This window comes from Sphingomonas sp. GW821-FHT10F09, from assembly GCF_058809195.1.
The window spans coordinates 428,032-450,427 of record NZ_JBXASI010000003.1 but is presented as its reverse complement, the minus strand read 5'-3'; the positions used below and the strand labels follow the sequence as shown (position 1 = coordinate 450,427).

The window sequence follows — 22,396 nt, the reverse complement described above, 5'->3', positions numbered from 1 at the left end:
CCGGAGCGCAGCGTACTAACGGTACGTGAGCACCGGAAGCACGCGAAACCGCCGTTTGCAGGCCGTCAGGGCTGAATGTCGATCGGCCCTAGCGCGGCGCCATCCGGATGCCGCCGTCCAGCCGGATATCCTCGCCGTTGAAATAGCCGTTCTCGATCAGCGTCAGCGCGAGGTGCGCATATTCCGCCGGATCGCCGAGCCGATTGGGAAACGGCACGCTGGCGGCGAGCGCATCCTTCACCGGCTGCGGTGCGCCCTGCAACAGCGGCGTGTCGAAGATGCCGGGCAGGATCGTGTTGATCCGGATGCCTTCCCCCATCAGGTCGCGCGCGATCGGCAGCGTCATGCCGACGACGCCGCCCTTCGACGCCGAATAGGCCGCCTGGCCGATCTGGCCGTCCTCCGCGGCGACGCTGGCGGTCATCACGATCGCGCCGCGTTCGCCATGGTCGCCCGGCGCCAGCGTCAGCATCCCCGCCGCCGATTTGGCGACGCAGCGGAACGTGCCGACGAGGTTGATCTGGACCAGCCAGTTGAACGCCTCCAGCGGGAAATGCCGGACGCTGCCGTCCTCCTTGGACCGGCTGGCGGTCTTCACCGCATTGCCGGTGCCGGCGCAGCAGACCAGCACCGATTCCTGGCCATGCGCCTCGCGTGCGCGGGCGAAGCCCGCATCGACGCTCTCGTCGCTGGTGACGTCGACCGCGCAGAACAGGCCGCCGATCTCGGCCGCCAGCACCTCGCCCTTCTCGCGCTGCAGGTCGAAGATCGCGACCTTCGCGCCCTTGGCGGCGAGCGCCCGCGCGGTGGCGGCGCCGAGCCCGGAGGCGCCGCCGGTGACGACCGCGGCAGTGGTGTCGGTGATGATGGTCATAGCTCTTTCCCTCTCACAGCCGCTCGACGATCGTCACATTGGCGATCCCGCCGCCCTCGCACATCGTCTGCAACCCATAGCGCGCGCCGCGCGCGTGCAGCGCATGGACCAGCGTCGCCATCAGCTTGGTGCCGCTCGCGCCGAGCGGATGGCCGAGCGCGATCGCACCGCCGTTGACGTTCAGCCGGTCGGGATCGCCGCCGACATGCTGCAACCAGGCGAGCGGCACCGGCGCGAACGCCTCGTTGACCTCGTACAGGTCGATGTCCGCGATCCGCATGCCCGCACGGCGCAACGCCTTGTCGGTCGCGAACAGCGGCTCTTCCAGCATGATGACCGGATCGCCGCCGGTGACGGTCAGATTGAGGATGCGTGCCAGCGGCGTCAGCCCGTGCGCCTTGAGCGCCGCCTCGCTGACCACCAGCACCGCGCTCGACCCGTCGCAGATCTGGCTGGCATTGGCGGCGGTCACCGTCCCGCCCTCCTGCAACAGCTTCACCGCACCGATCGTCTCCGCGCTCGCGTCGTAGCGGATGCCCTCGTCGGTGTCGTGCAGCACCATTCCGTCCGGCGTCTCCACCTCCAGCGCGACGATCTCGTCCGCGAAGGCGCCCGCCTGCGTCGCGGCGGCGGCGCGGCGATGGCTCTCCAGCGCATAGGCATCGAGCGCGGCGCGATCGAAGCCGTATTTGCGCGCGATCATCTCCGCGCCCATGAACTGGCTGAACTGCACGTCCGGAAAGCGCGCCTCCTGCCGCGGGCTCTTCGCCCGGCCGAGCCCCGCCTGCGCGAACAGCGCGCCGGTCGATCCCATCGGCACGCGCGTCATGCTCTCGACGCCGGCGGCGATCACCACGTCCTGCGTGCCGCTCATCACCGCCTGCGCGGCGAACTGGATCGCCTGCTGGCTCGATCCGCATTGCCGGTCGATCGTCACCGCCGGCACGCTGGTCGGCAAGGTCGAGGCCAGCACCGCGCCGCGCCCGACCTGAAAGCTCTGTTCGCCGCCCTGGCTGACGCAGCCCATGATGACGTCCTCGACCGCCGCCGGATCGATGCCGCTGCGCCCGACGACCGCATCGAGCACCGCGGCCGCCATGTCCGCCGGATGCCACCCCGCCAACCGTCCACCACGCCGGCCGCCGGCAGTCCGCACCGCCTCGACGATATAGGCTTCCGCCATCGCTTCCTCTCCATAACTCTTGTTATTGCGATGCTGTGTCGCCTAATCCGGGGGCGAGTGCAAGGGGATCGGGATGCAGGTGCGACAGGCGATAGCGGCGCGGCGATCGGTGCGTGGGTTCCTCGATACGCCGGTGGACATCAGCGTCCTCCACGAACTGGCCACGGCGGCGGCGCGGGCGCCGTCGGGCGGCAACCTGCAGCCGTGGCACGTGCATATCGTCGCCGGTGACGCGATGGCGCGGTTGAAGGCGGACATGGCGGCGAAGCTCGCGCGGGGCGAGACGGAGACCCCGGCCTATCCGGTCTATCCGCCCGCGCTCGACGATCCCTATCGCACGCGGCGCTCGGACGTCGGCGAGGCGCTGTACGGCCATCTCGGCATCCCACGCGCGGATCGTGACGCGCGGCGGCGCTGGTTCGCCGACAACTTCCGCTTCTTCGGCGCACCGGCCGCCTTTTTCTGTACGGTCGATCGCGGCATGGGGCCGCCGCAATGGTCCGACCTCGGCATGTATCTGCAGACGCTAATGCTGCTCGCGGTCGACGCCGGGCTGGCGACCTGTCCGCAGGAATGCTGGGCGATGTATCCGGAGACGGTCGGGCGCCTGCTCGCCTTGCCGGCGGAGCGGATGCTGTTCTGCGGCGTGGCGATCGGGTTCGAGGACGTCGCCGCACCCGCCAACGCGCTGCGCGCCGGCCGGGCGGATACGGCGGAGTGGCTCAGCGTGGTGGCGTAGGCGCCGCCCTACAGCACCACCGTCACCGGTTTCGATTCCTCGATCGCCGCCAGCACCATCCGTTCCCAGATCGCCGGATCGCCCGCCGCCGCCATCTTCTGGTCGGGTTCGCGCAGCGTCCGCAGCACCGCGCGCGCATCGGCGAGATAGTCGCGCCAGGCGCTGTCCACCTGCTCGCCGGCGCTCTCGCAATCGCCGCCGGCATTGGCGCTGATCCGTTGCCCGGCGAGCACGCGGGCGATGCGTTCGGGAAGCGGGGTGGTGGATACGTCCATGAAGGCTCTCCTTTCATGGAAGAATGCCTGAACGCCGCGTCCGGTGCCATCCCCAACGGCAAACGGCCCGGCGAGCATCGCTCACCGGGCCGTTCGTCACCGCGAAACGGAAAGGGTCAGCGCGTCGCGCCGGCACCCTGGCCGCGACCGCCGCCGCCGCCCGAGCGACCGCCACGGCCGCCACCCGAACCGCCGCCGCTGCCGCCGCGCGCACCGCCACGGCTGGCGTTGGCATAGTTGCGGGTCGCGGTCGGCGCATGCGTGGCGCGCGGGCGCGCCGGCTGGCGCTGGCCGCGCGGCAGGTCGGCACGCGGCGCGGGGTCGGCACCGATCGCCTTGACGCGGGTCGCCTTGATCTCGTTCGACAGGCCCTGGAAATTGTCGGGCAGCGGCCGCACCGCGACCTTCTGGCGGGTCAGCTTCTCGATGTCCTTCAGGTACGGACGCTCGTCATCCGCGCAGAAGGCGACGGCGATGCCGCTCGCCCCCGCACGCGCGGTACGGCCGATGCGGTGGACGTATTGCTCCGCCACGTTGGGCAGTTCGAAATTGATGACGTGGCTGACGCCCGACACGTCGATACCGCGCGCCGCGATATCGGTCGCGACCAGCACCTTGGTCTTGCCGTCCTTGAATTCGCCCAGCGCCCGCTCGCGCTGGCCCTGGCTCTTGTTGCCATGGATCGCGTTCGCCGGAATGCCGTTGCCGGCGAGCAGCTTCACGACGCGGTCGGCGCCATGCTTAGTGCGGGTGAACACCAGCGCGCGGTTGATCGACGGGTCCTGCAACACGATCGTCAGCAGCGCCTGCTTTTCCGACTGGTTGACGAAGGTGACATACTGGTCGACGCGCTCGGCGGTGGTCGATGCGGGGACGACCGACACCGTCTTCGGCTCGTGCAGGAACTGGTTGGCCAGCTCGCGGATCGCGACCGGCATCGTCGCCGAGAAGAACAGCGTCTGGCGCTTGCGCGGGATCATGCGGACGATCTTCTTGAGCGCATGGATGAAGCCCAGGTCCATCATCTGGTCGGCTTCGTCGAGCACGAGGATCTCGATCATCGACAGGTTGCACATGCCCTGCTCGACCAGGTCGATCAGGCGGCCCGGCGTGGCGACGAGGATGTCGACGCCGCGGCTCAGGTCCTGCCGGTTCTTGTTGATGCTGGTGCCGCCGAACACGGTCGCGACCGACAGCTTGCTGAACTGGCCGTAGCCGCGCGCATTGTCGGCGATCTGGCTGGCAAGCTCGCGCGTCGGCGCGAGCACCAGCATGCGGCAATGCGTCGGCAGCACACGCTTGCTCGCCTCGGTCAGGCGCTGGATCGACGGCAGCACGAACGCCGCGGTCTTGCCGGTGCCGGTCTGCGCGATGCCGAGCAGGTCGCCGCCTTCGAGCAGGATCGGGATCGACTGCGCCTGGATCGGGGTGGGGGTGGTATAGCCCTTGGCTTCGAGCGCACGGACCAGGGGATCGGCAAGGCCGAGGTTTGCGAATGACATGGAATGATAACCTTCAAAACGGGCCTGACCCGCGCGCCGGAATCCCTGGTGACAAGGAAACGGCTCGCAGGGGGCGGGGAAAATGACACCCCGCGTGAATAGGGAAGCCCTGAGCATATCGACCGAGGCGGAGCCGGGGTTGGCACGAAGCCGACCCGTTCACGCTGCATGACGCCTCGATGCAGCGCCATGTGCGCTGCGCTGCGGCAAAAGTCAAGGCGGCACGTCCGGCGGCGGATGTGTGGCCTCCAGTCTACAGTCTCACCCAAAATGGTCGCATCGTCCGATCGGGATGATCCCGTCTTGACTTGGATAGTCCCGCCGATACGCTCCCGAATATCCAGGCCGCGCGGGAGAGCGGCCGGAAGTACAGGGGTCTGAAATCATCATGTCTGGGAACGTATTCCGTGGCGTCGCGCGTCGCGCGCTTCTTGCATCGACCGCGCTCATCGCGCTGCCGACCGCCGCACAGGCGCAGAGCGCGCCGACCGGTGTCGAAAACATCGCGCAGTCGGGCGCGCGTCTGCCGCTTTCCGGTCTGGACACGATCGCTCTCTCCGAGCGGCCGACCTTCGCCGAGGACATCGCGCACGGCGCGACGCTGACCCCGCTCGCCAAGCTCGACGCAATGGTCGAGCAGAATCGCGCGCTGCCGCTGTCGTCGCTCGAGAACGAGCCGAACATCGTCATCCGCCAGCCCGGCACCTCGACGACCTCGCTCGACCTCGGCACCAGCGTCAACGGCGTCGGCAACATGACGATCGCCTATGCCGACGGCATCGGCATCTGCACCGGCACGCTCATCAACCCCCGCACCGTGATCTTCGCGGCGCATTGCGTGAACGAGAACAGTGCCGGCACCGGTGCGCAGGACCCGTGGCAATATGGTTCGGCCGGCGGCGGCATTCCGATCGCCTTCGGTTTTCAGGCGAACAACCTGCCCGCGGTGCGCGGATGGTATCTGCCGACCGTCACCGGCGGCGCGGCCAACCCCGATCAGTTCAAAACCAACACCGCCAACTTCCTCTACAACGTCAACCAGGTCGTCTACAACGCCGACTCGCTGAAGCTCGGCCTCGCGCAGAACTTCCTGCAGGCCGACGTCGCGATCGCGACGCTCGACACGCCCGCCGCCAACGTGCCGACCTGGGCGCTGCTGTTCTCGGCGCTGCCTGCGCCCGCGACGATCAGCGACACGACCGGCACCGGCTATCACGTGACGATCACCGGCTATGGCCGCAGCGGCACCGCGACGACGACCACCGGCGACACGCTGGCGGTGGATTACCGCCGCCGCATCGCCGAGAACACGATCGGCATCCTCGGCTCGTTCAACGACCGCGACGCCTTCATCTTCGGGACGAACGGCACGCTGCCGCAGAACCTGTACCAGCTCGACATGGACGATCCGCGCCGCGGCACGACGGCCAAGAGCCCGTATGACTTCAACCTGTTCAAGGACAATGCGCTTCCCAACGAAGGCACCACGGCGGGCGGCGATTCGGGTGGTCCGCTGATCCTCGATCGTGCCTTCGCCAAGCAGGTCGTGATCGGCGTGCTTTCGGGCGGCAGCCGCTTCTACGGCGCGCAGCCGTTCGGTTCGTACGGGACGGAGAGCTTCTACCAGCCGCTCTATCTGTTCTGGGACTATGTCGTCGCCAACAACCCGTATCGCTATGCGCAGACCAAGGCGGGTGACGGCCTGTGGACCGACGCATCGCGCTGGGTCACGGCGCTCGATCCCAATTATCAGGTCGTCGTCAACGGCCAGCTCGCGAATGGCGTTCCGACCACGACCGGTGCCGGAATCGCGGGCGATGCCAACAAGTTCGGCAAGGTCTGCTTCGAAAGCGCGACGCTGAGCGACTGCGTCGATATCAGGACCGGCATCGAATATGTGAACGGCCAGCCGGTGCCCGGCACCGGCACGACCCCGACGAGCGACGGCGCCACGCTCGGCACCGCCGCGGTGAACGCCAGCCAGCCGACGAAGGTCGGAACCGAGCTGCTGACCGGTGGCGAGAATGTCGCGCAGGCCGGTGAAGCGACCCCGGCCGCCGTCGTGGCGACGCCGGCACCGACGCTGGCCAACGGCCTGCCCGGCGCGACGAATTTCGTGCCGAACAACGTCGATCCCAACCGCGTCACCCGGACGGCGGCACGCTATTACGACGTATCGCTGACGGCGGCGGGCACCACCACGCTCAACACCGCGGTGACGATCGATCGCTTCACCGTCGCAGGCAGCACGGCGAAGCTCGCGGTGACCTCGACCGGCTCGCTGACCAGCCTGATGGGCATCACGCAGGTCACCGGCGTCGTCGAGAACAACGGCATCGTCACCAGCCGCGGCGATTACATGAACCTCGGTGGCACGATCACCGGTTCGGGCCGCTTCAACGCACCGTTCTTCACCAACGTGTCGGGCATGATCGCGCCGGGGACGGCGGGAACGATCGGTACGCTCACCGTCGGCGGCAACCTCATCCTCGCCTCGGCGGGGACGCTGCTGGTCGATGTCGGGCCGAACGGCACCTCGGACCGTGTCGCGGTGGTGCGCAACGGCACCACCGACGGCATCGCCAATGTCGGCGGCCGGGTCGGCTTCGCGCCGGTCGCGGGGCATACGATCCGCTTCAACGACGTCTACACGATCGTCACCGCGGCGGGGGGCATCACCGGCGCCTTCCAGACGGCGAGCCCGCTCTCGGCGATCCTGACCCCGCAGTTCGTCTATTCGGCGAATGCGGTACAGGCGCGCATCGTCGCCGGCACCTATGCCAGCGTCGTCGCGAACACGCCGATCCAGACCGCCTTCGCCGGGCTGCTCGATCGCAACCGCGCCAGCAACTACAATGCGCTGTCGGGACTGTACGGCACGCTCGACATCCAGAATGCGGCGACGATCCAGTCGACGCTGGAGGGGCTTGCGCCGCGGACCACGCCGCTCAAGTACGGCATGGGGACGGTCGCGACCGAGAACATGTCGCGCTTCTATCGCCAGCATCTCGCCGGGATCGACCCCGCCGAGACGCCGGGCGGCACGCTGACCATGACCGGCCAGCCGCTGCAGTTCGCCTCGCTGATGGCGAGCGACCTGCCGACGACCCAGGCGACGGCGAGCGACACGACCTCGACGACGGTGCGCGAGGGCGTGCTGCCGGAGAACGTCAACGTCTTCATCGCCGGCGGCTATGTCGACGGCGACAGCCGCAGCCTTCGCGATGCCCGCCCCTTCGGTGGAAGGGACAATTTCGACGGCTTCTACGTCGTCAGCGGCATCGAAGCGAAGGTCGGCGACAGCGGCGTGGTCGGTTTCGGCTTCGGCTATACCAAGCTCGACGGGACGACCGGCGGCGTGGCGCAGAGCGCGCGTGGCGAGCTGTTCCAGGGTACGTTGTTCGCCAAGGCGCAGAGCCTGACCGGACAGGTGCTCGACGCGCAGATCGGCGGCGGCGTGTTCCAGGCGAGCACGCGCCGGACGGTGGCGATCGCCAACACCACCTCGACGTTGCGCAGCCGCGACAATGCGCTGGCGGTGTCGGCGGAGGTCGGCCTCGCGCAGATGTTCGACGTGGGCGGTTTCCAGATCGGGCCGCGCGTCGCCGGTCGCGTCAACCACATCGGCTTCACGCCGACGCTGGAGACGGGTGGCGACGGGGCGTTGCGCTTCGGCAAGTACGACCTCAACAGCGTTCAGGGCCGTGCCGGTCTGCAGATCGCCGGCGGTCAGACGCTCAAGCCCTTCGCCTCGGCCTATTTCGTCCATGACTTCAAGGATCAGCCGGGCGTCTTCACCGCCAATTTCTTCGGCGGTACGGCCCCGGCGGGCTTCCGGTTGAGCAGCCAGGACCAGAATTGGGGCGAGATCGCCGCGGGCCTGTCCTATTCCACCGGGATGCTCGAACTGTCGGTCAGCGCCGACACGACCGTCGAGCGCAAGGACGTACGCAACCAGGCGTATCGCGGCGCGATCAAGTTCAAGTTCTGATCTGCATCATCGGTTAAAAGGCAGGGCCGCCCTTCCCATCGGGAGGGGCGGCCCTCGTCATTTCCCAACCCCTGCGATCGATCGTCGCAGGTCATGGCATGCGGGCAAAAGCTACAGCTTGCGCCCGATCACTTCCTTCATGATCTCGTTCGTCCCGCCATAGATGCGGCTCACCCGGGCGGCCCGCCACGCGCGTGCGATCGGATATTCGTTCATATAGCCCGCGCCGCCGTGCAGCTGCAGGCAGGCGTCCATCACCTCCCATTGCAACTCGGTGTGCCACAGCTTCGCCGCGGCGCCCTCCTCGTTGGTCAGCTGGCCATCGAGATGGCGGCGGATCGCCCAGTCGAGGTGCGCCCAGCCGACCTGCAGCTTCGCCGCCAGCCCGGCGAGCACGAAACGCGTGTTCTGGAAATCGAAGACGACGCCCGCGAACGCCTTGCGATCCTTGGTGAAGGCGACCGTCTCGTCGAACGCCTTCTGCGACGAGGCCTGCGCGCCGACCGCGATCGACAGCCGTTCCTGCGGCAGCTGGCTCATCAGATAGACGAAGCCCTTGCCCTCTTCGCCGAGGCAATGGGTGATCGGCACGCGCACGTCGTCGAAGAACAGTTCGGACGTGTCCGCCGCCTCCTGCCCGATCTTGTCGAGCTTGCGTCCGCGGCGGAACCCCTCGCGGTCCGCCTCGACCAGGATGATCGACATGCCCTTGTAGGCGGGCTGCGCCGTCGGATCGGTCTTGGCGACGACCAGCACCAGATCGGCGTTCTGGCCGTTGGTGATATAGGTCTTGCTGCCGTTGACCACATAATGGTTGCCGTCGCGCCTGGCGGTGGTGCGGATCGCCTGAAGGTCGCTGCCGGTGCCGGGCTCGGTCATCGCGATCGCGCTGATCGTCTCGCCGGACACCATCCGCGGCAGCCAGTGGCGCTTCTGCTCCTCCGATCCGTAATGCTCCAGATAGCCGACGACGATGTCCGATTGCAGCGTGAACCCCGCCGGCACGCCGTTGTAGGTCAGTTCCTCGTTGACGATCGCATTGTAGCCGAAGTCGAGGCCGAGGCCGCCATAGGCCTCCGGCACGGTCGGGCAGAGCATGCCGACCTCGCCCGCCTGCCGCCAGAAGCTTGGCGGGACCAGCCGGTTCGCCTCCCACTCGGTAACGTTCGGAACGCCCTCCTTGCGCAGGAAGCTGCGCACCGTCTGGCGGAATGCCTCGTGATCCTCGTGATATGCGGAGCGTCCCGCGACGTCGTCGAGCGTCATGCCTCTCTCCCGTTTTGCCGGCGAGGCTGCGATCCGCGCCGACGTCCGTCAAGTGCAAAATAACAAATGTTATGGACGCGATCGTAACCGCTGTAACTTTTTTCCGGTGCACGCGCCCGACGGAGCCGATACACAGTCGGTCCAACGACAAAGAGGATGCCCGCATGAAACTCGCCAGCCTGAAGCATGGACGCGACGGCAAGCTCGTCGTCGTCTCCAACGATCTCGCCTGGTATGCCGATGCGGGCCATATCGCGCCGACGTTGCAGGCGGCACTGGACGATTGGGACCGGCTGCTGCCCGATCTCCGCAACCTTGCCACCGACCTCGACCATGCGGTGATCCCGCGCGAACGGTTTCACGAGCATGACGCCGCGTCGCCCTTGCCGCGCGCCTATCAATGGGCGGACGGATCAGCCTATGTGAACCATGTCGCGCTGGTGCGGCAGGCACGCAGCGCGGAGATGCCCGAAACGTTCTGGCACGATCCGCTGATGTACCAGGGCGGCTCCGACGGCTTTCTCGCGCCCCGCGATCCGATTCCGCTCGCCGACGAAGCCTGGGGCTGCGACCTCGAGGCGGAGGTGGTGGTCGTCACCGGCGACGTCGCCATGGGCGCGAGCCGCGACGAGGCGCTGGCAGGGGTGCGGCTGGTCGGCCTGACCAACGACGTGTCCCTGCGCAACCTCATCCCGGGCGAGCTCGCCAAGGGCTTCGGCTTCTTCCAGTCGAAGCCGGCCAGCGCCTTTTCGCCGGTCTTCGTCACCCCCGATGCGCTCGGCGACTGGTGGCGCGACGGCAAGCTGCACCGCCGGCTGATGGTCGACCTCAACGGCAAGCCGTTCGGACGCGCCGAGGCGGGCGAGGACATGACCTTCGATTTCGGGACGCTGGTCGCTCATGCGGCGAAGACGCGGCGGCTGGGGGCGGGGACGATCGTCGGGTCGGGAACAGTCTCCAATCGCGGGCCGGACGGCGGGCCGGGGAAGACGATCGAACAGGGCGGCGTCGGCTATTCCTGCCTCGCCGAGATCCGCACGATCGAAACGATCGCCGGCGGCAAGCCGGTGACGCCGTTCCTCAAGAAGGGCGATACGGTGCGGATCTGGGCGGAGGACGACCGCCACCATCCGATCTTCGGCGTGATCGAACAGACGGTGGCGTGACGCGCACGCCTCCCCGCATCGGGGAGGCGCATCGCTGCACATCCTGCGTTCCACTCGGTACGTCCCTGCACGCACAAATCACGCTTGAAATTTAATTACAACGGCGCAACAGGATCAAACAACACCGCCGGCGACTCTCGCCGGACGCAGAGGAGAGAAGAGTGGCCAGCGAGCATCCTCGCGCCAATTTGCAGCCGCTGACGCTGCATGTGCCGGAACCCAAGTTCCGGCCCGGCGACGCCGTCGACTTCGCCGCGGTCGACGTGCCCCCCGCGGGCGCGGCACGGCGGCCGGACACGGCGGACTCCGCGCATGATTTCATCGACCTCGCCTATACGATGGTCCGCGTCCTCGACGAGGACGGGCAGGCGGTCGGCCCGTGGGATCCGAAGCTCTCCCCCGACGCCTTGCGCAAAATGCTGCGCAACATGGCGCTGCTCCGCGCCTTCGACGAGCGCATGTTCCGCGCGCAGCGGCAGGGCAAGACCAGCTTCTACATGAAGGCGACGGGCGAGGAGGCGGTCGCGGTCGCGGCGGCGCAGGCGCTCGATTTCGAGGACATGTGCTTCCCCTCCTATCGCCAGCAGGGCCTGCTGATCGCGCGCGGCTATCCGCTGGTCGAGATGATGAACCAGATCTACTCGAACCGTGGCGACAAGCTGCAGGGCAAGCAGCTGCCGATCATGTATTCGGCGCGCGATCACGGCTTCTTCTCGATTTCGGGCAATCTCACCACCCAATATCCGCAGGCGGTCGGCTGGGCGATGGCATCGGCGGCGAAGGGCGACACCCGCATCGCCGCGACCTGGTGCGGCGAGGGATCGACCGCGGAGGGCGACTTCCACTCCGCCTGCACCTTCGCCGCGGTCTATCGCGCGCCGGTGATCTTCAACGTCGTCAACAACCAATGGGCGATCTCCAGCTTCTCGGGCTTCGCCGGCGCGGAGGCGACGACCTTCGCGGCGCGCGCGATCGGCTATGGCATCGCCGGCCTGCGCGTCGACGGCAACGACGCGCTCGCCGTCTATGCCGCGACCCTGTGGGCGGCGGAGCGTGCGCGCACCAATGCCGGGCCGACGCTGATCGAGCATTTCACCTATCGGGCGGAGGGGCATTCGACCTCCGACGATCCCTCGCAATATCGCAGCGCGGGCGAGCCGACGGCATGGCCGCTCGGCGATCCGATCGCGCGGCTGAAGCACCACCTCATCACCATCGGCGAATGGGACGAGGCGCGCCACGCCGCGCAGGACAAGGAGCTCGCCGAATATGTCCGTGCCGAGCAGAAGGAGGCCGAGAAGAACGGCATCCTCGGCCACGGCCTGCACCAGCCGCTAGATACGCTGTTCGACGGCGTGTTCGAGGAGATGCCGTGGCATCTGCGCGAACAGCAGGCGCAGATGATGGCGGAAGAAGAGGCGAGCGGCCGGCCATGGGCGCGGAAATTGTGATGCGCCCCCCGACGTTCGCCATCCCCGCGCAGGCGGGGATCGATAGCCGCGACGCTGGCGGCTCCGTCCCTGACCTGCGCGTCCGGATCCCCGCCCGCGCGGGGATGACGAGGGTGTTTGTATGACCGACATCGCTATTCAGCCCGAAGCGGCGGCCGACACCGGCACCACCCGCATGAACATGATCCAGGCGATCAATTCCGCGCTCGACATCTGCATGGGGCGCGACCCGGACGTGCTGGTGATGGGCGAGGACGTCGGTTACTTCGGCGGCGTCTTTCGCGCGACCGCGGGGTTGCAGGCGAAATACGGCAAGACCCGCGTCTTCGACACGCCGATCACCGAAACCGGCATCATCGGCGTCGCGATCGGCATGGGCGCCTATGGCCTGCGCCCGGTGCCGGAAATCCAGTTCGCCGACTATATCTATCCCGCGCTCGACCAGCTCGTGTCCGAAGCGGCGCGGCTGCGCTATCGTTCGGCGGGCGAGTTCATCAGCCCGATGACGGTGCGCTCGCCGTTCGGCGGCGGCATCTTCGGCGGCCAGACGCACAGCCAGTCGCCGGAGGGGATCTTCACCCACGTCTCCGGCATCAAGACGGTGATCCCGGCAACGCCCTATGACGCCAAGGGGCTGCTGATCTCGGCGATCGAAGACAACGACCCCGTCCTCTTCTTCGAACCCAAGCGCATCTATAACGGCCCGTTCAACGGCTATTGGGACAAGCCGGCCGAAAACTGGTCGAAGCATCCCGGCGGCGCGGTGCCGACCGGCTATTACAAGGTCCCGCTCGGCAAGGCGGCGGTGGTCCGCGAGGGCGAGGCGCTGACCGTCCTGTGCTACGGCACGATGGTCCACGTCTGCACCGCGGTGATGGCCGAACACAATGTCGACGCGGAGATCGTCGACCTGCGCACTTTGGTGCCGCTCGATATCGAGACGATCGAGGCATCGGTGAAGAAGACCGGCCGCTGCATGATCGTCCATGAGGCGACGCGCACGTCCGGCTTCGGCGCGGAGCTGTCGGCACTGGTGCAGGAGCGCTGCTTCTACCACCTCGAGGCGCCGATCGAGCGCGTCACCGGCTATGACACGCCCTACCCGCACAGCCTGGAATGGGCCTATTTCCCGGGGCCGGTCCGCATCGGACAGGCGCTCAAGAAGATCATGAAGGACGCATAGGATGGGCCGCTTCACCTTCAAGCTGCCGGACATCGGCGAAGGCATCGCCGAGGCCGAGATCGTCGCCTGGCACGTCGCCGTCGGCGACCGGGTCGAGGAAGACCAGAACATCGCCGACATGATGACCGACAAGGCCACCGTCGAGATGGAATCGCCGGTCGCCGGAACGGTGGTCGAACTCGCCGGCGAAGTCGGCGACCAGGTCGCGATCGGCGCTGCGCTGGTGGTGATCGAGACGGAGGATGCGGGCGAGGGCGAGGCCGAAGCGGTCGCCGCGCCGCCCTCGTCCGAACAGGCGGAAGTTGCCGAACAATATGAGGCGGAGAATCCGGGGGTCGAAGAGGCCGGCAGCGCCGGTTCGACTACCCCGGCGCGATCGGGCGAGAGCGCCGACCCATCCCCCGCTCGTGCCGAGCCTGTCGAGGCACGCGCCGCGCCCAAGACGGACGTCCCTGCGACCGGCGCGGGGCGAACGGAGGACAGGGTGCCTTCGCAGCCGCATGTCCTCGCATCCCCGGCGGTCCGCGCCCGCGCGCGCGACCTCGGTATCGACCTCGCACAGGTCAGGACCGACGCCGATCGCGTCCGTCATGCCGACCTCGACGCGTTCCTGCGCTACAATGCCGGGCAGGGCTATCAGGGCCCGGGCGCATCGCGCGCGCGCGCCGACGAGCAGGTCCGCGTCATCGGCATGCGCCGCCGCATCGCCGAGAACATGGCGGCGTCGAAGCGCAACATCCCGCACTTCACCTATGTCGACGAGATCGACGTGACGGCGCTCGAGGCGATGCGGGCCGATCTCAACGACCATCGCGGCGCGCGTCCCAAGCTGACGATGCTACCGCTGCTGATCGTCGCGATCTGCCGGACCTTGCCCGATTTCCCGATGCTCAACGCGCGCTACGACGACGAGGCGGGGGTGGTGACGCGCTCGGGCCGCGTCCACCTCGGCATGGCGGCGCAGACCGACGCCGGCCTGACCGTGCCGGTGATCCGCGACGCGCAGGACCGCAACGTCTGGCAGCTCGCGACGGAGATTACCCGCCTTGCCGAAGCGGCGCGCGCCAACAAGCTGAAGCCTGACGAACTCGGCAACGGCACGATCACCGTTACCTCGCTCGGGCCGCTCGGCGGCATCGCGACGACGCCGGTCATCAACCGGCCGGAAGTCGCGATTATCGGCCCGAACAAGATCGTCGAACGCCCGGTCTTCACCGGGCGCGGCGACGAGATCCGGCGGGCCAAACTGATGAACCTGTCGATCAGCTGCGACCATCGCGTCGTCGACGGCTGGGATGCGGCGAGCTACGTCCAGGCGCTCAAAAAGCAGCTCGAAACCCCGGTACTGCTCTTCGCCGACTGACGCGCAGCGGTATCGGTCCCATCCGCCGCTGCAAGTCGGTCTGGAGCAGGCGGCGTTCGACGCGCGACAGCATCGCCGCGCAACTCGCCTGCTGCTGCGGCCGCAGCCGGCCGTCCTGGGCGATGATCCTGTCCATCTCCGACCAGACCCGGTCAAGGTCCTGCCGCATGAAGGTCGCCGGGCCGCGGGGCAGGGCGCCGGTCCGCTTGTGCCGGTCGATCGCCTCGGCCAGCCGCGCCAGCCGCGCGGTGAAATAAGCCTGCTGTTCCGCACCCTTCGCCGCATACATCCGGTCGCGTTCGCTGGCCGGTGCGGCAGGCGCCGAACCGGCCAGCAAGACCGCCGCGATGATCGCGCAAGAAGAGGAGCCGCCCCGCATAGGCAGCGGCTCTTACACGACGAGAGTAAACAATGTCCGAAATGGCCGCAGCGCGCCCGGCGTCGCGACCCCGCCCGGTCAGACGATCTCGAACAGCCCTGCCGCGCCCATGCCGCCCGCGGTGCACATCGTCACCACGACATAGCGTACGCCGCGCTTGCGCCCCTCGATCAGCGCATGGCCGATCAACCGGCTGCCGGTCATGCCGAACGGATGGCCGACCGCGATCGCGCCGCCGTTGACGTTATACGTCTCCGGATCGATGCCGAGCGTGTCGCGGCAATAGAGGCATTGCGAGGCGAAGGCCTCGTTCAGCTCCCACAGGCCGATGTCCGCCACCGACAGGCCGGCGCGATCGAGCAGCTTGGGCACCGCGAAGACCGGGCCGATGCCCATCTCCTCCGGCCCGCATCCGGCGGACTGGAAGCCGCGATAGATGCCGAGGATCGGCTTGCCCTCCGCCTCCGCGGTGGCGCGATCCATCAGCAGCTGTGCCGAGGCGCCGTCCGACAACTGGCTGGCGTTGCCCGCGGTGACGTTCGTTCCCGGCCCGGTGAACTCGCCGCCGCCCCACACCGTCTTCAGCCCGGCGAGCGCCTCCACCGTCGTACCGGCGCGGATGCCCTCGTCGGCAGAGACGGTGATCGTCTCGCTGCCGGTGCGGTTGCCTGCCTTGTCGAACAGCGCCCGCTCGACGGTGATCGGCACGATCTCCTCGGCAAAGGCGCCGCGTGCCAGCCCGGCGGCGGCGCGCTGCTGGCTCTCCGCCGCATAGGCGTCCTGCGCGGCCCGCGTGATGCCGTAGCGGGTGGCGACGATCTCCGCCGTCTCGATCATCGGGATGTACGCCGCGGGCTCGCGATCGACGACGCTCCGGTTGACGTAGCGCGGCGCGTCCTTGGTGACGGTATGGCTGATCGATTCCATCCCGCCGGCGAGCGCCACGTCGGCCTCGCCGCACATGATCGTCCGCGCCGCCAGCGCGACCGACGTCAGGCCCGAGCCGCATTTGCGGTCGAGCGTGAACGCCGGCACGCTCTGCGGCAGGCCGGCGGCGAACACCGCCATGCGGCCGGCATTGCCGCCGGTCGTCCCCCATTGGTTGCCGACGCCCCAGAAGATGTCGTCGATGCGGGCGGGATCGATGCCTGCGCGCTCGACCGCCGCGTTCATCACATGGCCGGCGAGCACCGGCGCCTCGGTCGCGTTGAACGCGCCGCGATAGGCCTTGCCGATCGCGGTCCGGGCGGTGGAAACGATCGCAGCTTCACGCATCGGGCAAACCTTTCGAGGATCGGGTATGGCTATCCTCTAATCCGGTGGCGCGCCCTTTGGAAGGGGGGTTATCCCAGCCAGCCGCCGCGGAAGCCGGCGCGTTCCAGCCCGCGACGCAGGTGCGGATTCTTCTGCATCGTCTTCCAGATCAGCCCGGTGCGCTGGTTCTCGATCATCGCGACGATCGGACCCTGATCGATCCCGAGATAATCCTTGTCGACCCAGCCGAGGCCGGGGACGATCCGGCCGTGCTTCAGCGGTGCCGTTTGATCGGTCAGCGTCGGATTGAACGAATCGAGGAACCCGTATCGATCGTAGATGCCCTCGCCATAACGCTGGTGCATGGTGTGGAGGCAGGTCGTGGCGAGTTCCGGTTCGAACGCGATCGACCCCGCCGCCGCGGTCGGCGCGATCGTGCCGTCGTCGCGGGTGCCGGGGCCGCGCTCCGAATAGCTGAAGAACTGGCGGCGCTGCCCGCGTAGCGTCAGCGCGAAATCCCCCGGGCCGTCACACGCGGTCCAGCCCCAGCAATCCTTGTCATATCCGGCCCAGCCGCCCGGATTGGCGATGCCATAGGCTCGCTGGTTGCGCACCGCCCGCCGGCTGTTCTCGAAATAATCGATGCCCTTGCCCTTGATGAAGGGGTCCTGGATGCCGCGGAAATCGACCCAGACGTGGCTGTATTGATGCACGAACAGCGGCGGATAATGGAGGTACGGCTCACCCCAGCGATCCGTCCACGCCGTCTCGAACCGCTGCGTCAGCGCGCCCCAGGTTTCGGGCGGCAGCGGATGCGTCGGCGAGGCGATGGCGAGCAGATACATCAGCATCCCCTCGTTGTAGATATTCCAGTCCGACGGGATGAACCCGCTTTCCGGGTGCCAGCCCATCGACAGGAACGGCGGCCGCGGCACGATCCACGTCCAGTCGACCGCGGCGTACAGTCGGTCGGCGAGCATGCGGATCCGCGCCTCGACCGGATCGTCGCCGTCGAACCAGGTGCCGGCGAACAGCACGCCGGCGATCAGCAGCGCGGTGTCGATCGTCGACAGCTCGGCCCGGGCGAAGCGCAACCCCTTGGTGACGCCGAGGAAGTGATAGAAGAACCCCTTGTGGCCGCTGGCATCGTCGCTGCCCGGCCCCTGTGGTGCGGCGGCGAACCATTCCAGCGTCGCCAGCGTCCGCGCGCGCGCCTGCTCGCGGGTGATCCAGCCGTTGACCACGCCGACCGGATAGGCGGTGAGCGCAAAGCCGACCGCCGCGATCGACGAGAAGCTCGGCGTCGGCCAGCGGTCGGGCGCCCAGCCGGTCGCAGGATCGGTGGTATCCCAGAAGAAGCGGAAGCTGCGTTCCTGCAGATCGAGGACGAGATCGCGTGGCGCCGCTGCAGGCGAGGGGCGGGGCGTCGTCGCGCACCCGCCGGCCAGCCCTGCGAGCGCCAGCCCGCCGCTACCGAGGATCTGTCGTCTGTCGAACATGAAACGCCTCTTGCGGATCCGCGAAACCACCACCGCCGTTCGTGCCGGGAACGGCGACGCTATCCTCTGACATAGGCACTCTGACATGGGCGGCCCCCACCGGACGCCGCCCGTGCCGGATCAGAACCGGTAGCCCAGCCGGAACTGGATCCGCCGCGGCAGCGTCAGCAGGCTCGACGCGCCCGACGCATCCGCCGGCTTCAGCGTGTCGGGCGGCGTCGCGCTCAGGTTGATACCCTCGTCGAAGCCGGTGAAGTTCTTGTTGTTGAAGGCGTTGAGCACGTCGACCGCCGCCTCCAGCTGATCCTCGCTGCCGAACACGGCGAACCGCTTGGCCAGCGTCACGTTGACTTCGCAGAAGGCGAACAGCCCCTTGATGCAATTCTTTTCCGGATAGCCTGTCGTGAAGACGCGCTGGCCCGGCGCGCTGCCGTTGGTCGTGTCGGTGATGTTGTACGCCTGGCCGCTGCCCAGCGTCGTCAGCGTGGAGAACTGGAAGCCGAGCGGCAGGTCGACGATGCCCGACACGACGACGCGGTGCCGCTCGTCGCCGACCGACGCACGCCAGCCATAGGCATCCGGCGTCACCTCATCGAGGCTGAACAGGTCGCCGCCGTTCTTCTCGCCCTTGCCGAGCGTGTAGGAGATGTTGACGCCCCAGCCCGACGCCGGCGAGTAATTCTTGTCGAGCGTGACGTAGAGCGCCTTGTAGCGGGTATCGAGCCCGTCATAGCCGATCAGCACGTTCGAATAACCGAAGCCGCGGATGCGGGCGAGCGCGGTATTGTCGCAACAGGTGCCGAGGCCCGCATTGTTCCGCGTCGCGAACAGATAGGTGTAGCCGTTGCGCCCGCGCTGGTACGATCCGCTGACCGAAGCCTGGAAGATCCCGATCTTCTGCCGGACGCCGAGCGAGAACTGGTCGTTGACCGGTGCCTTCGTATCGTTCTGCGTCGCCAGCAGCTCGGGCAGGCCGGTTTCCGGATTGCTCGCGAGCAGCGACAGCAGGCCATCGCGGGTCAGGTAGCGGTTGTTCCATGCCGTCGTCGGCTGGCCGTTGCGCAGCGTGCCGTTGGGCGAGAAGCGGAACAGCCCGACCGGGTTGATCGTGCGGCTGAGTTCGTCGACGGTGTTGTTGAAGTTGTTCCGATCGTAATAGCGGCCCGCGCCGCCGAAGATCACCGTGCGCTGGTCGTCGTTGATGTCGTACGAGAAGCCGAATCGCGGCGCGATCGCCCCGGCGAACGGCTTGCGGTTCTTGCCGGTCGAGATGTAGTTTTCGGGATTGAAATAGCTGGTCGTCGGCAGCGAGCGCAGGGCCGCGGCGGCGCCCGAGGGCGTCACGAAATTGTTGTTCTTGGCGTTGGTTTCGTAATCCCAGCGTACGCCGACGTTCAATTGCAGCTTGTCGGTGACGTCCCAGTCGTCCTGCGCGTACAGGCCGATCTGCGTGTTCGCGCCGAAGATGCGGCCGTTGCCGAGGCCGAGGCGCGCCTCCGCGGGGAAGGCGAAGGTCAGATCGTCGGTGGGATCGTTGGGCGTCCCGGCATTGTCGGCCCGCTGGAACGTGTAGCGCGGTTGCAGATAGGCGTTGTTGGTGAATTCGATGTCGGTGATCTCGACGCGCGCGCCGACCTTGAACGCATGGCCGTCGAAGCCGGTATAGGTCAGATCGTCGCGGATCGTGTAGCTCTGCTGCACTTCGCGCCGGGTCGAATCCTTGCCGCCGAAGATGATGACGCCGGCATAGTCGAACGTCGGCAGATCCGGGTTGATCGACACCGGATTGAACGCATAATTCAGATAGTTGACGTTGAATTCGTTGACGAAGCTGCTGCCGGTATAGGTCCATTTGAACAGATAGGTGTCGACCGTATTGCGCTTGTTCTCGGCGTTTTCGTAGCTGACGGTGCCGCCGAAATTCTGGATGTCGGTTTCCGAACGGCGGCTGTACGACAGGTCGAACACCTGGTTCGAATCCGGCGTCAGCGTCAGCTTGCCGAAGTAGAAATCGCCGCGGAACGGGCTGACGAACGATCCCTCGAACTCGTTCAGGCGGCGGCCGGACAAGCGCTCGAACTCGCTGATCGCAGTGGCATCGGCGGTGCGGCTCGGGTTGACGTTGAAGGCGCGATCCTGATCGTTGCCTTCATAGGTCGCGAAGAAGAACAACTTGTCCTTGATGATCGGACCACCCAGAGCGGCGCCATATTGCTTGCGCTTGAACGCGGGTTTGCCGTTCCCATCCTGCCTGTCAAAATACCCAATCTCGCTGAGCGAGCGGTCGGTATATTGACCGAATACTTCGCCGTGGAATTCGTTGGTGCCCGATTTGGTCACCGAGGTGATGATCGCGGAGCCGGCCTGTTCGTACTCGGCCTTGTAATTCTGGGTCAGGACGCGGAATTCCTGCACCGCGAGCTGGCCGAACGGATTGCCGCGGCTATTCTGCTGGCCGGCGACCCCGCCTTCGCGCAGCTTGTTCTTCAGGCTGACGCCGTCGATGAACACGTTGACCTGACTGGCGGTCGACGCACCGGCCTGGAAGCCCTTGTTCGTCTCGCTGTCGTTGTAGCGTACGCCCGGCGCGAGCGCGGCGAAGCTCAGGAAGTTGCGGTCGGTCTGCGGCAGCGTGCGGATCTGCGCCTGGCTGACGTTGGTCGCGACCTCGCTGGTGCGCGTCTCGACCAGCCGGCTGCCGGTAACGACGATGTCGCCGCCTTCGTTGGTATCCGTGGAGCCGGCGACCGTCGTCGTCTCGGTGCCCGCGTCCGCCGTGCCCGCGGCCGGCGCCGCCGCGCCGAGCGTCGCATCCAGCGAGGCGGACTGGCCGATGCCGATCGCGACGACGCGCTCGAACGTCGCGCCCTCCGCGCCGGTGATCGTGACGCGATATTCGCCCGGGCGCAGGCCGCGCAGCGAGTAATTGCCGCCGGCATCGCTGGTCGCGCGGAACGTCTGGTTGGTGCCGGTGCTGACCGCGACGACGCTCGCGCCGCTGATCGGCGCGCCATCGGCACCGCGAACCTGACCGCGCACGCTGGCGGTCGTCGTCTGCGCATGTGCGGGCGTCGTCAGCGCGACCCCGCCGAGGATGGTGGTGGTGGCCAGCGCGGCGCGGAGCGCCACGATCATGGTGGTCTTCATGTCTTTTCCCCTGCGCCGCGCCGCCATGGCCCGTGCTTCCTGATCTCACGCGTCCGGGGATGGTGCGGCGGCCGATGCTGTTCGGCCATGCGAAGGACAATGGTCTCGCCAGAGTCCTTCCGGCATCCTCCCCGGGTGGAGTCATCGACTCCGTCCCTGCTATCCTCGGGCGGTTCGCCGCCTCTCTGCTGCCGGGCTGGCTCCCTTAGGAGGGCGTCACCGGCAGTTCCATTGTAAAGCGGTGGAAGAACGTTACGGTTCCGAAGCGGATTGTTTCCCTCCGTGTCTGTTGCAAATCTATCACGGGTCACCGGGGCTGGCGCGGAGCGTCCGCGCCGGGCAGGATGTGGCCATGAGCCCCGTTTCCGTCGCGCACGATGGCCATGTCGCCATCCTCACCTTCGCCCGCCCGCCGCACAATTTCGCCGATCTGGCACTGATCGAGGCGATCGGGGCGGCCTTCGCCGCCTGCGACGCCGATCCGCAGGTGCGCGCGATCGTGCTTCAGTCGGACGGGCGGATCTTCTGTGCGGGCGCCGATCTCGCCCGCGACAATCCGGTCGCGGAGGATTTGCCGGCCGGCACGCGCAATCCCTTCTACGTCGCCGCGGCGCAGCTGTTTGCGGTACGGACGCCGGTGGTCGCCGCGGTGCAGGGATCGGCGGTGGGGGCAGGGCTGGGACTGGCGCTGGTCGCGGACTTCCGCGTCGCCTCACCCGAGGCGCGCTTCGTCGCCAATTTCGTCGCGCTCGGCTTCCACCCCGGGTTCGGCATATCCGCGGTGCTGGAACGCGTGATCGGCCGCCAGCGCGCGCTGCTGATGAATCTCACCGCCCGTCGCATCAAGGGCGAACAGGCGGCCGAATGGGGGCTGGTCGACGTGCTGGTGCCCACCGACCGCCTGCGCGCCGAGGCACTGGCGCTGGCGCAGGAGATCGCCGCCGGCGCGCCGCTCGCGGTGGGCTCGACCCGCGCGACGATCCGCGGCGACCTGTTGGCACTCGTGCAGCGCCAGACCGACCACGAACTCGCCGAACAGGCATGGCTGCAAAAGACCGCCGACTTCGCCGAGGGCGTGCGCGCGGTCAACGAACGGCGACCGGGAAATTTTACCGGTCGCTGAT

The 22,396-nt window shown here is 67.6% G+C and carries 16 protein-coding genes; 7 read left to right on the top strand and 9 right to left on the bottom strand.

Features of this window, described 5'->3' with window-relative positions; all coding sequences use genetic code 11:
- Window positions 1-88: 88 nt before the first annotated feature.
- On the bottom strand, window positions 89-874 hold the full coding sequence (locus AC1RTO_RS12750; protein ID WP_493161199.1) for an SDR family oxidoreductase: 786 nt from the start codon (window positions 872-874) through the stop codon (window positions 89-91).
- A 13-nt stretch (window positions 875-887) separates the two neighbouring features.
- Window positions 888-2,057 carry an acetyl-CoA C-acetyltransferase gene (locus AC1RTO_RS12745; protein ID WP_493161198.1) on the bottom strand — a complete coding sequence of 390 codons (1,170 nt, stop codon included), beginning with the start codon at window positions 2,055-2,057 and terminating at the stop codon, window positions 888-890.
- Between the two features lie 73 nt (window positions 2,058-2,130).
- On the opposite strand from AC1RTO_RS12745, the gene AC1RTO_RS12740 reads away from it, so the two are divergent.
- On the top strand, window positions 2,131-2,796 hold the full coding sequence (locus tag AC1RTO_RS12740; RefSeq protein WP_493161197.1) for a nitroreductase: 666 nt from the start codon (window positions 2,131-2,133) through the stop codon (window positions 2,794-2,796).
- An 8-nt stretch (window positions 2,797-2,804) separates the two neighbouring features.
- Here the strand turns inward: AC1RTO_RS12740 and AC1RTO_RS12735 are convergent, their stop codons facing one another.
- Together AC1RTO_RS12735 and AC1RTO_RS12730 are read right to left on the bottom strand one after the other, a co-directional pair.
- Window positions 2,805-3,071 carry a hypothetical protein gene (locus tag AC1RTO_RS12735; RefSeq protein WP_293876605.1) on the bottom strand — a complete coding sequence of 89 codons (267 nt, stop codon included), beginning with the start codon at window positions 3,069-3,071 and terminating at the stop codon, window positions 2,805-2,807.
- Window positions 3,072-3,187: 116 nt separating this feature from the next.
- The gene (locus AC1RTO_RS12730; RefSeq protein WP_294138218.1) at window positions 3,188-4,573 is read right to left on the bottom strand and encodes a DEAD/DEAH box helicase; all 1,386 of its coding nucleotides are present in this window, start codon (window positions 4,571-4,573) and stop codon (window positions 3,188-3,190) included.
- 388 nt (window positions 4,574-4,961) lie between these two features.
- Between AC1RTO_RS12730 and AC1RTO_RS12725 the strand changes: the two genes are divergently transcribed.
- Window positions 4,962-8,564: an autotransporter domain-containing protein gene (locus AC1RTO_RS12725; RefSeq protein WP_493161196.1), complete on the top strand. Its 3,603-nt coding sequence runs from the start codon at window positions 4,962-4,964 to the stop codon at window positions 8,562-8,564.
- Window positions 8,565-8,675: 111 nt separating this feature from the next.
- Here the strand turns inward: AC1RTO_RS12725 and AC1RTO_RS12720 are convergent, their stop codons facing one another.
- Window positions 8,676-9,830 (bottom strand): acyl-CoA dehydrogenase family protein, encoded by a 1,155-nt coding sequence (locus AC1RTO_RS12720; protein ID WP_493161195.1) that lies wholly within the window; start codon window positions 9,828-9,830, stop codon window positions 8,676-8,678.
- Window positions 9,831-9,994: 164 nt separating this feature from the next.
- On the opposite strand from AC1RTO_RS12720, the gene AC1RTO_RS12715 reads away from it, so the two are divergent.
- The 4 genes from AC1RTO_RS12715 to AC1RTO_RS12700 all read left to right on the top strand — a co-directional run bounded on the left by AC1RTO_RS12715 (window position 9,995) and on the right by AC1RTO_RS12700 (window position 14,993).
- On the top strand, window positions 9,995-10,996 hold the full coding sequence (locus tag AC1RTO_RS12715; RefSeq protein WP_493161194.1) for a fumarylacetoacetate hydrolase family protein: 1,002 nt from the start codon (window positions 9,995-9,997) through the stop codon (window positions 10,994-10,996).
- Window positions 10,997-11,157: 161 nt separating this feature from the next.
- Window positions 11,158-12,447 (top strand): thiamine pyrophosphate-dependent enzyme, encoded by a 1,290-nt coding sequence (locus AC1RTO_RS12710; protein ID WP_493161193.1) that lies wholly within the window; start codon window positions 11,158-11,160, stop codon window positions 12,445-12,447.
- 175 nt (window positions 12,448-12,622) lie between these two features.
- Window positions 12,623-13,630, top strand: coding sequence for an alpha-ketoacid dehydrogenase subunit beta (locus AC1RTO_RS12705; RefSeq protein WP_493161215.1), 1,008 nt, complete (start codon window positions 12,623-12,625; stop codon window positions 13,628-13,630).
- Window position 13,631: 1 nt separating this feature from the next.
- Window positions 13,632-14,993, top strand: a complete 1,362-nt coding sequence (locus tag AC1RTO_RS12700; RefSeq protein ID WP_493161192.1) for a dihydrolipoamide acetyltransferase family protein — start codon at window positions 13,632-13,634, stop codon at window positions 14,991-14,993.
- On the opposite strand, the gene AC1RTO_RS12695 is transcribed toward AC1RTO_RS12700, so the two are convergent.
- From AC1RTO_RS12695 to AC1RTO_RS12680, 4 genes are all read right to left on the bottom strand, one after another.
- Window positions 14,950-15,330 (bottom strand): hypothetical protein, encoded by a 381-nt coding sequence (locus AC1RTO_RS12695; protein ID WP_493161191.1) that lies wholly within the window; start codon window positions 15,328-15,330, stop codon window positions 14,950-14,952. The two genes, AC1RTO_RS12700 and AC1RTO_RS12695, sit on opposite strands and share 44 nt — an antisense overlap.
- A gap of 120 nt (window positions 15,331-15,450) precedes the next feature.
- Window positions 15,451-16,647 carry an acetyl-CoA C-acyltransferase gene (locus tag AC1RTO_RS12690; RefSeq protein WP_493161190.1) on the bottom strand — a complete coding sequence of 399 codons (1,197 nt, stop codon included), beginning with the start codon at window positions 16,645-16,647 and terminating at the stop codon, window positions 15,451-15,453.
- 68 nt (window positions 16,648-16,715) lie between these two features.
- A complete protein-coding gene (locus AC1RTO_RS12685; RefSeq protein WP_493161189.1) occupies window positions 16,716-18,125 on the bottom strand; it encodes a glucoamylase family protein in 1,410 nt (469 codons plus the stop codon).
- Window positions 18,126-18,245: 120 nt separating this feature from the next.
- Window positions 18,246-21,272 (bottom strand): TonB-dependent receptor, encoded by a 3,027-nt coding sequence (locus tag AC1RTO_RS12680; RefSeq protein WP_493161188.1) that lies wholly within the window; start codon window positions 21,270-21,272, stop codon window positions 18,246-18,248.
- Between the two features lie 352 nt (window positions 21,273-21,624).
- Between AC1RTO_RS12680 and AC1RTO_RS12675 the strand changes: the two genes are divergently transcribed.
- Window positions 21,625-22,395: an enoyl-CoA hydratase/isomerase family protein gene (locus AC1RTO_RS12675; RefSeq protein WP_493161187.1), complete on the top strand. Its 771-nt coding sequence runs from the start codon at window positions 21,625-21,627 to the stop codon at window positions 22,393-22,395.
- Window position 22,396 lies beyond the last annotated feature (1 nt).

What these genes read in the sequence shown, in the direction of transcription:
- AC1RTO_RS12750 (WP_493161199.1), bottom strand. Translation starts at nt 874, where the DNA reads ATGACCATCATCACCGACACCACTGCCGCGGTCGTCACCGGCGGCGCC.
- AC1RTO_RS12745 (WP_493161198.1), bottom strand. Translation starts at nt 2,057, where the DNA reads ATGGCGGAAGCCTATATCGTCGAGGCGGTGCGGACTGCCGGCGGCCGG.
- AC1RTO_RS12740 (WP_493161197.1), top strand. Translation starts at nt 2,131, where the DNA reads ATGCAGGTGCGACAGGCGATAGCGGCGCGGCGATCGGTGCGTGGGTTC.
- AC1RTO_RS12735 (WP_293876605.1), bottom strand. Translation starts at nt 3,071, where the DNA reads ATGGACGTATCCACCACCCCGCTTCCCGAACGCATCGCCCGCGTGCTC.
- AC1RTO_RS12730 (WP_294138218.1), bottom strand. Translation starts at nt 4,573, where the DNA reads ATGTCATTCGCAAACCTCGGCCTTGCCGATCCCCTGGTCCGTGCGCTC.
- AC1RTO_RS12725 (WP_493161196.1), top strand. Translation starts at nt 4,962, where the DNA reads ATGTCTGGGAACGTATTCCGTGGCGTCGCGCGTCGCGCGCTTCTTGCA.
- AC1RTO_RS12720 (WP_493161195.1), bottom strand. Translation starts at nt 9,830, where the DNA reads ATGACGCTCGACGACGTCGCGGGACGCTCCGCATATCACGAGGATCAC.
- AC1RTO_RS12715 (WP_493161194.1), top strand. Translation starts at nt 9,995, where the DNA reads ATGAAACTCGCCAGCCTGAAGCATGGACGCGACGGCAAGCTCGTCGTC.
- AC1RTO_RS12705 (WP_493161215.1), top strand. Translation starts at nt 12,623, where the DNA reads ATGAACATGATCCAGGCGATCAATTCCGCGCTCGACATCTGCATGGGG.
- AC1RTO_RS12700 (WP_493161192.1), top strand. Translation starts at nt 13,632, where the DNA reads ATGGGCCGCTTCACCTTCAAGCTGCCGGACATCGGCGAAGGCATCGCC.
- AC1RTO_RS12690 (WP_493161190.1), bottom strand. Translation starts at nt 16,647, where the DNA reads ATGCGTGAAGCTGCGATCGTTTCCACCGCCCGGACCGCGATCGGCAAG.
- AC1RTO_RS12685 (WP_493161189.1), bottom strand. Translation starts at nt 18,125, where the DNA reads ATGTTCGACAGACGACAGATCCTCGGTAGCGGCGGGCTGGCGCTCGCA.
- AC1RTO_RS12680 (WP_493161188.1), bottom strand. Translation starts at nt 21,272, where the DNA reads ATGAAGACCACCATGATCGTGGCGCTCCGCGCCGCGCTGGCCACCACC.
- AC1RTO_RS12675 (WP_493161187.1), top strand. Translation starts at nt 21,625, where the DNA reads ATGAGCCCCGTTTCCGTCGCGCACGATGGCCATGTCGCCATCCTCACC.